Origin of the sequence: Christiangramia aquimixticola (genome assembly GCF_048285835.1) — a bacterium.
Lineage (GTDB): Bacteria > Bacteroidota > Bacteroidia > Flavobacteriales > Flavobacteriaceae > Christiangramia > Christiangramia aquimixticola.
This window is the reverse complement of the sequence record NZ_JBLVTL010000005.1, coordinates 154936-168514: the sequence shown is the minus strand read 5'-3', so window position 1 is coordinate 168514 and position 13579 is coordinate 154936. Positions and strand designations below refer to the sequence as shown.

Annotated in this window: 10 protein-coding genes and 1 tRNA gene; 3 read left to right on the top strand and 8 right to left on the bottom strand. The window is 36.8% G+C overall.

Features of this window, described 5'->3' with window-relative positions:
- Positions 1-63: 63 nt before the first annotated feature.
- The gene (locus tag ACNKXV_RS11655) at positions 64-1089 is read right to left on the bottom strand and encodes a M28 family metallopeptidase (protein ID WP_417907909.1); all 1026 of its coding nucleotides are present in this window, start codon (positions 1087-1089) and stop codon (positions 64-66) included.
- A gap of 96 nt (positions 1090-1185) precedes the next feature.
- On the bottom strand, positions 1186-1806 hold the full coding sequence (locus tag ACNKXV_RS11650) for a GDSL-type esterase/lipase family protein (RefSeq protein ID WP_417907908.1): 621 nt from the start codon (positions 1804-1806) through the stop codon (positions 1186-1188).
- Between the two features lie 251 nt (positions 1807-2057).
- Between ACNKXV_RS11650 and ACNKXV_RS11645 the strand changes: the two genes are divergently transcribed.
- The 3 genes from ACNKXV_RS11645 (at position 2058) to ACNKXV_RS11635 (ending at position 5935) form a co-directional block, all read left to right on the top strand.
- Positions 2058-2142, top strand: a tRNA-Ser gene (locus tag ACNKXV_RS11645).
- A gap of 493 nt (positions 2143-2635) precedes the next feature.
- On the top strand, positions 2636-4339 hold the full coding sequence (locus ACNKXV_RS11640; RefSeq protein WP_417907907.1) for a potassium channel family protein: 1704 nt from the start codon (positions 2636-2638) through the stop codon (positions 4337-4339).
- Positions 4340-4819: 480 nt separating this feature from the next.
- Complete coding sequence (locus ACNKXV_RS11635; RefSeq protein ID WP_417907906.1) at positions 4820-5935, top strand: DUF2914 domain-containing protein; 1116 nt, start codon at positions 4820-4822, stop codon at positions 5933-5935.
- A 403-nt stretch (positions 5936-6338) separates the two neighbouring features.
- Here the strand turns inward: ACNKXV_RS11635 and ACNKXV_RS11630 are convergent, their stop codons facing one another.
- From ACNKXV_RS11630 to ACNKXV_RS11605, 6 genes are all read right to left on the bottom strand, one after another.
- Positions 6339-6632 (bottom strand): GIY-YIG nuclease family protein, encoded by a 294-nt coding sequence (locus tag ACNKXV_RS11630; RefSeq protein ID WP_417907905.1) that lies wholly within the window; start codon positions 6630-6632, stop codon positions 6339-6341.
- A gap of 256 nt (positions 6633-6888) precedes the next feature.
- A complete protein-coding gene (locus ACNKXV_RS11625) occupies positions 6889-7800 on the bottom strand; it encodes a metallophosphoesterase (protein ID WP_417907904.1) in 912 nt (303 codons plus the stop codon).
- 53 nt (positions 7801-7853) lie between these two features.
- A complete protein-coding gene (locus ACNKXV_RS11620; RefSeq protein ID WP_417907903.1) occupies positions 7854-8240 on the bottom strand; it encodes an HIRAN domain-containing protein in 387 nt (128 codons plus the stop codon).
- Entirely contained in the window at positions 8233-9036 is an 804-nt protein-coding gene (locus ACNKXV_RS11615; protein WP_417907902.1) for a J domain-containing protein, read from the bottom strand. The genes ACNKXV_RS11620 and ACNKXV_RS11615 overlap by 8 nt, the downstream gene beginning before the upstream one ends.
- A gap of 725 nt (positions 9037-9761) precedes the next feature.
- On the bottom strand, positions 9762-12731 hold the full coding sequence (locus ACNKXV_RS11610) for a sensor histidine kinase (RefSeq protein WP_417907901.1): 2970 nt from the start codon (positions 12729-12731) through the stop codon (positions 9762-9764).
- Complete coding sequence (locus tag ACNKXV_RS11605) at positions 12709-13461, bottom strand: LytR/AlgR family response regulator transcription factor (RefSeq protein ID WP_417907900.1); 753 nt, start codon at positions 13459-13461, stop codon at positions 12709-12711. Before ACNKXV_RS11605 ends, ACNKXV_RS11610 begins: the two co-directional genes overlap by 23 nt.
- Between the last annotated feature and the right edge of the window lie 118 nt (positions 13462-13579).

Below are 13579 nucleotides of genomic sequence, written 5' to 3'. Positions count from 1 at the left end.
TACTAGCTACTATATAAAAAAAGCCCCGTTCTCACGAGGCTAATGCTTTTATAATTTTTCTGCTTATTTCTTTGCAGATTCTTCTATTGGTTTATCAACCACCACACGATTCTCGCGATTGGCGATCTCCCATGCAGTTAAGAATACCAGCTGAGCTCTTTTTGCAAGCAGATCATATTCGATCTTGTCTGGTGTATCTGTTGGTTTGTGATAATCGGCGTGAGTACCGTTAAAGTAAAAGATGATTGGAATATTATTCTTGGCGAAATTATAGTGATCACTTCGAAAGTAGAATCGGTTAGGATCATTTTCGTCGTTATACTTATAATCCAGTTCCAGATTCATGAATTTGTTGTTCACGGTTTCACTAAGCTCATGAAGCTCGGTACTTAGTTTGTCGCTTCCTATTAGGTAAACGTAGTTATTGTTCCCTTCGTGAGCAGGATCTATTCGCCCAATCATATCTATATTCAAATTGGCAACGGTATTGGCAAGCGGGAATATAGGTTCGTCTGTATAAAATTTAGATCCTACCAGACCTTTCTCCTCACCGGTCACATTCAGAAAAAGAATTGAGCGTTTTGGAGTGAATCCATCTTTGCTGGCTTTTACAAAAGCTTCAGCGATTTCCAGGATACTTACAGTTCCAGATCCGTCATCATCGGCACCGTTATAGATGTTCCCGGCATCATCCATTCCCACGTGGTCATAGTGAGAAGAAATTACCAGAATTTCATCCGGCTTTTCCGATCCTTTAAGGAAGGCAACTACATTTTCTGTTGGTTTTACTATTCCGCGTTTAAAATATTCTACGGGAACTTCCTGATAGTAATCATCACCGCCAAGGGGAGAAGGCAGATTCAGACTTTTATATTCATTTTTAAGATATTCGGCAGCTTTCTTTTGACCCGGTTCTCCGGTTTCTCTACCTTCAAATTCATCGCTGGCAAAAGTGTATAAATGTTCTTTTAGTTCCTCTGCGGTTATGGTTTTAGCATAATCCATAGGATCTGCATTTTCGATCTTATTATTTTGAGCGCTACAGGCTGCTAATAATGCGGGGATGGCCAGGGCCAGTATTCTTTTCATTTAAGTAATTTTTTAATAAGCAGGGGCAAGATAGGAGTTTTAACCGAAACCATTTGTGCGAAATCTCGCTTTTGACCTTAAGATTAACATGGTTTATTACAAGGATAAACATTTTCTTATCGCCTCCTGAATTTCAGGCTGCATGGTTTTATAACCCTTTAAGGTTGGATGCACTCCATCTTCTGAATATTCACTTTTAAGGGCATAATGTTCATTAACGGTAGCTGAAAATAAATCGGCAAAAATGAAGTCCTGTTTTTCTGAAAGCTCTTTGAGCTCTTTATTTAATTCGGCAATTTTTGGAATAGGATTCAATCCCGGATTCCAGGGGTAATCATCCACCGGCAAAAGGGAACAAAGTATTACGCTGATATTATGAGCTGTGGCGATTGCGGTCATCGCTTTAATATTATTCAGGGTATGAGTTGAATTATAATTCGAAGAGTTCTCGGCGATATCATTTGTTCCAGCAAGGATCACTACCGCCTTAGGACAAAGTGCCACCACATCCAGCATAAATCTAAGTAACATTTGAAAGGAAGTTTGTCCGCCAATTCCCCGCCCCACATAATTATTTGAATGGAAGAAGTCGGGATCCAGACTTACCCAGCCTTCGGTGATGGAATCCCCCATAAAAACCACCTCGGGATTTTTAAGTGAATCGGTTATTTTCTTATTGGCTTTTTGATAATATTTCAGTTCGGCAGCATCCTGCATGATTTCGGATTTTTTGAAGTTGAATTTAAAGAATTTGGCAGAGTTAATAAAGAAGGAGAGAAGCGGGATTCAATATTTGAAGAAAAATCAGAAGAATAAAAAAGTTAAACTATTTGACAGTCAGGGGAAAGGGGAAGGGCAGGGAAATAATTTTAAAATTGGGTGAAAAAAGTTTAGGATTTACTTGCGGTAAATAGAAAAAGCGTGTTATATTTGCACCCGCATTCAGCGAATAGCTGATGAGGCATTCAGGAGAAATGGCAGAGTGGTCGAATGCGGCAGTCTTGAAAACTGTTGAGGGTCACACCTCCGGGGGTTCGAATCCCTCTTTCTCCGCAATAAGAAACCCGCAACGAAAGTTGCGGGTTTTTTGTTTTGCAGCCATAAGCAAAGCTCGCTTTGCAGTATGAGCGCAGAACAAAAATACCATAGGCAATCCTCTGGATTGCCTGGGTTTTCTTTGCAGGTTCCCTCTCTGGGATCAACGCAGTTAATCCTTACTTTAAAAGCGTTAATTTTTTAATTACCAACTACACTTTCAATAAGTTCTCGCTTTGCAGTATGAGCGGAAAACATAAATGAGTATGAAAGCTGAAGTAATGTTTGAGTTTTCATTCATTCTTCGAATTTGGAATTAACTTAAATCATTCTTTGCGTTAAGGCTTATAACTTTTTAAAGCTAAGTTATCATTTTGGCTTTGTATCAAATTTGTCTCGCCATTATAGCTGATTAAATCCTTTATAAGGAATTAAGAAAAACATAACGTAAATTGGATGAGTTAACAATTTGAAATAAGAAAATTGTAAATCCAATTTAGCGGTACAGGTTATGAAATTTGTAGGTAGTCAGTTAGTATATTACTTGAGAGACAAAGACTTTAAAAGAAATTCTAAGATATTATTTAGGTATCTAGCTCTTTTGGGAATTGTTGTTATAATCTATTCTATTCTTTTCCATATTATAATGGCGCAGGTTGAAGGCCAGAATCATTCCTGGATAACAGGATTTTATTGGACACTTACGGTGATGAGTACACTGGGTTTTGGAGATATCACTTTCGAATCTGATATAGGTCGGCTGTTTAGTATAATAGTGTTAGTGTCTGGAATTATTATGTTATTAATAGTTTTACCATTTGCATTTATACGGCACTTTTATGTTCCTCTTCTAGAGTCGCAGGACAAAAATAGGGTTCCGCGTCAAGTTCCTGAGGTAACAAGGAATCATATTTTAATATGTTCTAATGATGTTATAGCCAGAGATCTCATTGAGCGATTATTACAAGAGCAAACTCTCTTTTATATTATTGAAAACGATTTGTCCAAAGCGCTGAAATATCATGACGAGCGTGTTCCCGTAATTTTTGGAGAATTGGATAGTCAAGAAACTTATGCTCGTGCCAACATTAAGAATGCGAAAATGCTTGTTGCTAATAGAAATGATATTCTAAACACCAAGATCATTCTCACCATTCGAGCCATATCTCCAACTATTCCTGTTGTAGCTATAGCGACAGATGACGAATCGGTTCATGTTCAGGAATTAAGTGGTGCAAATCACGTATTACCTGTAAAAAGATGGCTTGGGGAACAACTGGCCAACAGGGTTAACGCACAACACACAAGACCTATAGGACAATATGAAGATTTGTTTATCGCAGAATTACCCGTCATTAATACGCAACTCGTTTCTAAAACTATTAAGGAAGCCGGACTGAGACAGAAATTTGGGATAAGTATTGTAGCCATTTGGGAGCGAGGGAGGTTAATACCAGTTCAACGCACTACAAAGCTTACTTATGAAAGTGTTTTAGTTATAATTGGAAATGAAGACCAACTCAAAAGTGTAGATGAGCTATTCTATGAGCATACTATAAATCCAAATCCTGTTCTAGTAATAGGAGGAGGAAAGGTAGGCTTAGCTGCGGTAAAATTACTGTGTAAAAATAATATCCTAGTTAATCTAATTGATAAGGATCCAGAAATTTGCGAAAAAGCAAGCCCCTTTTGTAATAAGGTATTCGCGGGGAGGGCTTCTGATTATGAATTGCTTAAAAAAGCTGGAGTACTGGAAGCTCCTTCGGTATTGTTATCTACCAATGATGATACGATGAACATTTACTTAGCATCCTATTGCCGTCAATTAAACAAGGAATTAAGGATAGTGAGTCGCATTTCAGAAGCTCGAAATATTGATATTATGCATAGAGCAGGGGCAAATTTTGTGCTGAGTTATGCTACTTTGGGATCTGAAGCAATTTTAGCAATTTCTAAAGGTCATGAACTTACAGTTCTTGGAGAAGGTATTTCTTTATTTATTACTCCAACCCCCTCTTCCTTAGAAAATAAATCTCTCCTAGAATCAGGTATTGGGGCCAAAACAGGACTTTCAGTAATTGCCATAAAAAAGGATTCAAAAGTTTTTACCTTATTAACAACAGATACACTACTTCCTCCTGGAGCAGAGATAGTGATGCTTGGAAATACTGAAATGCGAAATAAATTCAATGAAATATTTGGGGGACAAGACTAAAATGGGAAAAATAAGAAGATGCGTTTTTCCAATAGGTATAGATTTACAAGCATGCTAAGATACTTCTTGAGGGACAATGACAGTAAAGCCTAAGTAATTCTGAATTAAATTGATATTGAGGTATCCTATCACATAATTATATGATTTATTTATCTACACATATGTCAAGTTAGGCTGCCAGTTTTCCTTTTTTTGCAACACTATAGTCTAGGCAACAAATATTGTCCTCGTATGGCGAGGGTTCCCTTTGTAGCCAATAATGCCCGAAAAACACTTTCTTGTCATCCTCACCCTAAAAAATTTAATAACTAATTATTATCGGAGTTTTCATGCCTTTTTCCTGAATCACCGAATAACAATTAATAATGAGCAATAACAATTAATTCCATTCCGCTTTTTTTCATTATCTCTCTGGCATTAAGGTCTAAACAAGTATCTGGTTGAAGTTTTTATGCTACATTTGGCGCTACTCAATGTATTATGAAAAGAGCTTTAGTAAGATATAGAAAAAGTGCTTTTGGAAGTTATCTTATACGCAATCAAAAGTACGCTCCCATTCTATTTTTTATAGGTGGTTTTATATTTGACACATTGACCTTAGGGCGAATAGATCGTATATATGATACGGTGGTACTTTGTTCGCATATGACCTTACTTTCTATAACGCTTTATTTATATAATACAGTGAATAATGATAAGTGGGAAGGTGCTTTTATCAGACGATATTACGAATATCTGCCGCTTGCTATACAGTTCTTTTTTGGCGCACTTTCAAGTGCTTTTGTCATCTATTTTTTCAGAAGTGTGTCCATGTCAAAAACCATGGTCTTTTTCGTACTACTGGTTCTACTCTTATTTGCCAACGAGTTTCTTAAAAAGAAAATCTCCAATAAATACCTTCAATTCAGTGTTTATTTTTTTATAAGTTTCACCTTTTTTGCCTTTATGATTCCCACGCTCATCCGGAAAATGAATACTTTCATTTTTATTATTTCGGGACTTATAAGTTTGTGGTCTACGCTGGCACTTATCAGGTTTATTTACAGGTCAAGCCCAGGCGCAAGAGCTGAGATAAGTCTAAAAAAACTGATAAGTATTATCCTTTCTATTTATATAACGATTAATGTTTTTTACTATTTCAATCTTATACCACCAGTGCCGCTGGCTTTGGATACCGGGTTGGTGGCTCATGATGTGCGAAAAATAAATAATGAATACATCGTGACTTACGAGAAGGATCTATGGTATGTATTTTGGCGTAAACATAGCATCAATTTTCATCGTCAAGCAGATCAAAGAGTTTATGTGTTCACTTCTGTTTTTGCACCTACAGATTTAAAAAAGTCCATTTTTCATAGGTGGAAACGATACAATCCCGAAACCGGAAAATGGGAAGTAACTGATAACCTTGGATTTGAAGTTGCCGGTGGGCGTGATCAAGGTTTCCGTGGATATACTTATAAAAGCAACATTAAAGAAGGACAATGGAAAGTTGATGTTATTACAGAGGAGGAACTCGTACTTGGGGTTGTGGATTTTGTGATTAAAAACACTTCTGATTCTTATAAAGAAGGAATGGTGAAGAAATCATTTTAAAATCTGTTTCGCTTCCCCCGTCGGTTCGAGTGAATTTCAAAACCGGTTCTCGATACATTTTTCACAATGCTTCCGCATCGAGAAAAACACTCGAACTGACGGTTCGTGAAAAAAAACTTCGTCAGTTCGAGTGATTTCTTGAGCCGGTAGGCGAAAAAAAATTGTATCGAGAACATACGTGGGAGTCTGAACTTACAACCTGTTCTCGATACATTTTTTTTTCTCAGCTTTCGCCTCGGTAGAAAACACTCGAACAGACGGTTACAGTGTATATCGTCAGTTCGAGTGAATTTCAAAACCTGTTCTCGCTACATTTTTCACAATGCTTCCGCATTGGGAAAACACTTGAACTGACGGTTTTGAAATTTGTATCGAGAACGACTATGGGAAGGTTTAAAGAAATTTACTTTAAAAAATTCTTCTTTGCCAGATTAGGGAGTTCATTAAACTCACCTGCAATAAGGGCTTCCTTTTTTGCACGGGACCAGTTTTTCACTTGTTTTTCTGTGGCTATGGCGTATTTAATATCTGTGAACTCTGCGTAATACACTAGTGAAACCGGTAGCCTTTGGGAAGTGTAGCTGTCAGGATATTTGGAAGATTGATGTTCAATCAGACGCTTATGGAGATTGGAAGTCACGCCTGTGTAGAAAGTGTTGTCAGAACATTTCAGGATATAGACGTAGCTGTTTTTCATTTAATTAATATACAGTTTTTTCTTTTTCGGCTGTACAAGTAAATTTTAACGTTGCTTTGTTCTCAATACATTTTTTCCTCAGCTTTTGCCTCGGTAAAAACCACTCGATCTGACGGGGGTTTAGGTTTTTCGTCAGTTCGAGTGAATTTCAAAACCGGTTCTCGATACATTTTTCACAATGCTTCCGCATGTGAAAAACACTCGAACTGACGGTTTTGAAATTTGTATCGAGAACTATCTACATTGTTATGTGATTCTAAACATAAATCAAATTCCCATTCTCTAAAACACTTTCCCCATTAAGTCTGTAGGCTACCAGCTTACCTTCTTTTGCTACACTATAGTCCAGACAACAAATGTTGTCTTTGTATAATGAGGGTTCCCCTTGTAACCAATAATGCCCGAAAAATACGTTCTTGTCGTCCTCACGATAAAAGTCACGGGTATTTAATTTGGAATCCATTATTGTTTGCTCTGGTAAAATTTCCATAGGAGGAATACTTATAGATTTATAAGTCATTTTGGAAATATCTTCCCACCATTTTATACGCATTTCAGTTCTTTGGTTCCCGTCTTTATCATAAAAAGGAATTCCATCAGGTATTTTAATTTCTTTGCCTTTTAAGGTTTGGTCAATCGCCTCATTTAATCTGGTTCCTTTAACTACAGATTTTCTAAGTAGCTCATCATCCAGTCGGTCCTTCTTCAAGGTCTTTCTTAGAAATTCAATATTCTTATTATCCCAACAGGCATGAACCGCTTTAAAATTGTCTTTCTCATAATATAATGGCAAGGTTTTAAACCATTCCAACATCTCTTCAAATTCCTCTTTAAAATACCTGTACTGTTGAAGCGTTTCGTAATGTTGCATGATATTTTTAATGGAATGCTCTCTAAGATGTCCTCCTTTGGGATCCTTGGCATGGAAACATAATGCATTGTATTCATGATTGCCCATTAATGCAATGGCATTTTTACTTTCTACCATCGCCTTAACAATTTGGATTGTCTCCCTAATTTTTGGCCCTCTGTCTATATAGTCGCCTACGAATAATACTGTGTTCTCGGGGTGTGAATAAACACCGTCAATTTTTCTATAGCCTAACGTAAGAAGTAATATTTCCAATTTGTCGGCATGCCCGTGAATATCTCCAATAAAGTCTATCATAAATTATAAGTTGTTTTTGTTATTAGTTCCAAGGGCGTTGCAGCCTTGCGATTTTACTCTACCATGTAAACATTTGCGGTTATTCTCAGCCATTTCATTTCCCACTCCTTTTCAACCACCCTGCAAAAGAATAATTTTCCCGCATCCATCAATCGGGAACAAACCAAATTCAGTTTTGCGGGGACATATCCAACCCGAACCTGCTCACAATAAATAGCAATCGCATACTCATCGAATTTATTATCTGGCTCCCGCTTCATGCTTAGCAATTTTTCCGGAACTATCTGATTTTTGACAGTCTCAATTTCTTTACAATGATTTGTACCTGCGATATCAATTTCCAACAAAAAGATTTCCTGAGTAAAAGGAAGTATGCCTGTCTCCTCATTGTTTAAGAGCGCCAATAGGCCCGGTGTTATCGGAAGTATAGATTTATTCATCACCCAAAATTTTAATAATTTTCGAATGCTTAAGTATTTCTTCTTCAGCACTTTTAATTTGAATTCGCAATTCCTCTTGTTTCAGAGAAATCTTACCCTCATCGAGAATCAAATCTTCCATATTAAAAGGAAAGCTTTGTTTTAACTCCTCGATCTTCACTTTTAAACTGTTAATCTGGGTTTCAAGATGTTTTATCCCCTCCACTTTTTCGTCGCTTGAAATTAGGTGCAGCTTTTCTTTGGTAGTATCATCCAGATAGAGCAGAATATTTTGCAGCTCGCTAATCCGTTGCAAATCATACGCTGACTTCACCTTGATGAACAGATCTTTTTCTTCCTCGGTTTGCTTAGGGTTCAGGTCGGGATGCAATCGCTTACAGAGAACTCTAAACAGTTCTTTTAGTTTTTGTACATCTTCTTCCGGGATGAGGTGCGAAAGCACCTTATTTGCTTCTTCTAAGGCAGCCGCTTGTTCCCGGATCTGGGTATAATATTTTTCCAAACGAGAATAAATCTCCTGCTCGATTGCCTTGAAATCGGGTTTTTCATCCCGGTTTATCGCAGCCTGAATCAGCTTCATTTTCATTTTAAGCCGGGAAGCTTCTGTTTGCTTTTGTAATAATTCCAGTTGCAGTAAACCTAATTTTTCGAGATACAAGGAAGAGAGAATACCCGACTCATTTTCGAGCATGTTTTTGTGTAGCGTAAAAAGCTCCAAAAAGTCCAAATGCAGGAATTCCAATTTCCTGGTTAACTCCTGGTTTTCGGCAGTAATATTGGGAATGTTATTACTCATGTTATTTCTTTTTAAACTGCTCAATCTAGTGGTAAAGTTTCCTGATAGATTAGGAAATAAATAATCTTTAAACTTACTATTCCAGGGGTGTGCAAAATTATAGTGCGTGAAGTAGGGGACGCTGGAGAGGTATAGGGATTCTCGACTTGGTTATTTATAAATAACTATCTAATATATCAATTTTCGTCTGAATATTAGCACTTTAGTTATTGTTCGATTCGAATTTCAATAAATTTTATGTCAGTAAATAGGAGAATACTCTTTCCCTTGGAAGTATTCGTTAAATTCTAATGTAGCTGTCAAACTGCCAGGATAACCCGTCTTCCAAAATATTTTGACTTAAGTGTAGGGCAGCTCTTTAATGTGGGTAAAGCTAAATATCCACGACCTTAATGCTATGAGCATTATCATTAGGCTATGGTAAGATTAAAAAAGAGGATTGGGTAGAGACAATTTGTAAATTATTCGCCCAATAAAAAAACCACCAACTATCAAATGACGATTGGTGGTTGTAAACAATTCGACTGTTAAGTACGATATGTTGCCTTATAGATTAGAGATGACAGCAAAAAATTACTCTGAAAAATAAATCACAACCCTACTTATAATTTAAAATTTTGAGCAATTTAGATCAGCTGCCTGTTGACCTAATTTATGATAAAGTTAATCTTAAATCTGAAAATATAATAATGGATTAGTAAACGTATGGATTTTATAATTAATCGTTATATCTCTAAAGTTATGATAACCGTGGTGCCCTTATTTATTCCTGAATTAATTTGAATTGCATCCGCATATCCCAACAGGGCCAGCCGCTCTTCAACCAGGTTTACTCCTTTTGATTCGTGTAGTTTATTATTGGATTGAGAGGAAAACCCAATCCCATTATCCTTAATTATACATTGCATTAATTGGTCCTCTATTAATTCAAAAGAAATTACAAGAGTTGGATCTTTGATAGTAGCGGGAAAAGCATGGACAAATACATTTTCAACAAAGGTTTGCAGCAACATTGTTGGGATTTCCACCTCGTATAAGTCAATCGCGGGATCTGTTTCGATCTTAACTTCAATTTTATTACCAAATCGGGTATTTTCAACCCGGATATAAGACTCCAGATATTCGATTTCCTCTACCAGTAAAATGTGTGGTTTGGTACAGTGATCCAGATTCAGCCTTATCAATTTTGCAAAATCTCCCAGGAAAATGGTAGCTTTCTCAATATCACTGTCAAGGATATAATTTTGAATGGAATTCATGGCATTAAAAATAAAATGCGGATTCATCTGTGCCAGTAGGGCTTCCATTTTTGTCTCTTCGAATCGTTTCTGGATCAAACTTTTTTGAGCTTCAAATTTTCTGGTTTGACCTATCTGAAAACGATAGATTCCGAAGATCAGCAATAATATAATTAAGAATATGAGTGAAATAAACCACCAGGTTTTCCAGTAGGGTGGGGATACCGTTAATTTGATAAGTTTCTGGTTGTGAACTAATCCGGTGCTATTATCGGTAACTTTTACCGCTACCTCATAATCTCCTGCCGATAAAAACGGTAAGAATATTTCAGAATTAGGGCTGGGTAAACTCCATTCTTCAATTTTATTCAATCGGTATTGATAATCTAATTTCTTAGGAAAGGGATGAGCGTTGGTGCTGAATTTTAATAATACGGTATTCTCATTATGAGCTAAATGTAGCACCGCTTTATCTGAAAATTCCTCATGGGGAATCGGCTGATTATTAATTAAGGTCTCTTCAAGTTTCAATGAGTTTATCTTCGGTTCTAACTCGCTTACTGCTTTTAGATCAATATTGTAAAATCCATTTTCGCTGCCCACGCGTAGCGTATCGTGGAAAATTTCTGCCGTAAATAAAGGTTGCTTCAGGCCCTGTTCTTCATCCAGAAAGACCAAACGGTTTTCAGTAAAATGGTTTAAACCCCTTTCGGTTCCAATAATTAAGCTACCCTTATATTCTTTTAAAAAGGCTATGGTATTACCTTTTATCTGAGCTCTGGGAATCTTTTGTAAGATCTTAAAAACCGGTTTATCTTCAATTACGAATACATCACCAAATTCATTTGAGATGGCAAGCTGATTACCTAAAGTGGTGATATGTCTTAACTTTTTTTCTTTCCAGATGTCTTTATGCAGGTATGAGGTGAATTTTTCGCCATCCCAGGAGTAAAGTCCTGAAAAAACTGACAGCAAATAGGTTTTATCGTCTGTTCTCAAGCTGTTGACCACCATAGTAGGGGTATGTGAGGCTTCCTGCTTATAATGAGTAAAGCTGAAATTATCCAGATCATCATAGATCCTTACGCCTCCGTAAGGATTGGTTTCTATGAGTTTTCCTGAATTAGTAAAATTGATCTCTTCAGAATGTATGGGTAAATACCGCTCCAGTTTTCCTGAAGGCTGAATGGCATAAATCCCAATATTGGTATTTATCCAAAAAATCCCTTCAGAAGATTTGATGTCGTAGAATTTTATATCTCCGGCTCCGGTATTATAATCCAGTTCATAGTAGGAATCTTCATGTTTAGGTAAGGGCAGGTGAGTGGATAGTACATATTCTTCCTGCCAGCTTTTTAGCTGAATTAGATCTATGGTCGCCTCAGTTTTGCCTTTTATAATGACACCATCGTTTAATAAAATAGCTGAAGCATTTTTAGTTTTAGCAAACCCGGTTACCGATTTCCTCTGAAGCTGCTCAAATTTGATCTGCGGATTTAAACTAACCTCATATAAACCTGCATCTTTTGTCCCCACGTAGAGCCTTTCAAAATTTTCATCATAAGCCAGTGAGATCACCTCCTTGCTCGAAATATTGAATTCTGAAGCTTTAGAAATTAACCGGTCATTATTGAGTTCAAAGATTCCACCTGAAGGTTCAAAAATGCCCCAGGCCGCCACATACTTTTTTTGGTCTATAGTAGTAACATGATCCCAGACTATAGAGTGTCCTAATTTATGAGGGGGAGGTTTTTGGGATACAAAATCTTCAAGTTTTCCTTTAGTTATAAAGCCTTTATTACAGCTGTAGATGCTATCCTTTTCGACTATTACAGAATATATATTTGTCTGCTTATTTACTTTTATAAGGGAGCTGGGATCATTGGAGTCGGAGATTTTAAATACACCAGAATTATAAGTTGCCACGTAAACATTATCCTGATACAAGAAAAAATCCTGCACTCTGAATAGATTTTCGGTATCCGGTATGCTGAAAGAAGTTGCCTCAAAGGTATTGATATCGACCACAGAAACCCCGTTACTGGTCCCCACGAACATTTTCTCCTGATACGGAAACAGTCGGGTGATTTCGTTATGAATTAAACCGTCCTGCTTAGAGACCACTTTAAAGTTGGATCCGTCAAAAATACTAAGCCCTTCCCCATAGCTCCCAAACCAAAGATTAGCGTTAGTATCTTCTTCAATTGCCCAGGTGCTGTTTTGAGCCAATCCGACTTCTTCGAAAAAGTATTTAAAGACGTCGTTTTCCTTTTTTACCACCCCATTTTCTGTCCCTATCCACAGGCTGTTTTGACTATCTACCAATAAGGATCTAACCGTATTGTTAGGTAATTCGCTGGACGAAGTATAATTTCTTCCGGGGAAATTTTGAGCCAGACCTATATTAACCCAGATTATTAAAAGAAGAAAAAGCTTATTTATTCTGAAGGATGGCATTTATAAAATCTTCTTCTTTGCGAAAAGAAACAGGAAGTTTCTCACCGTTTGTTAATTCAACTTCCTTATTAGCCTTGTGATATCTTACCACATAATTCAAATTGATCACATAGCTTTTATGAATGCGTTTAAATGAATTCACCGGAAGCAGGTCTTCCACATATTTAAGCGTTTTGGTAGCGGTTTTAGTTTTCCCCCCGATCTTTTTAATGCAGCAATAATTGCTTTCTGCCTTGCAATAAAGAATCTGATTGGAATGAACCAGCTCAAAACCTTCTACCGTAGAAAACGCCAGCTTACTAACATTCTGATCGTTTACATTTAGATTTTCCAGTAATAAGGACAATTTCTTTTGAGCAAAATTACCTTCATTTTTTGATTCAAATCTTTTTATGGCATCAGCGAGATCCACATGATTAATGGGTTTCAATAAATAATCGAGAGCACTGCGTTTGATCGCCTTGATGGCAAATTGATTATAAGCGGTAATAAATATTACTTCGAAATTGATCACCTTGAAATCCTGAAACAGATCAAACCCGTTTTTTTCGGGCATCTGAATATCGAGAAATACCAGCTCGGGTTCGTGGTTTTTTATGGCTTCGACCCCGGCATCTACAGATCCACATTTCGCAACTATATTGAATTTATTTGGGAAATACCTTAATAGGGTTTTTTCCAGTAAGTTTTGAGCATTGACTTCATCGTCAATGATAACGGCTTTTATCATAAAATAAAACTACAATTAAAAGGTGATTTGAGAAACTACTTCCAAATATAAAATTATATGCTTGACCGTAAGGATAGGGGTTTTTGTTTTATAAATCTAACTGTAGGATCTGAAAAAA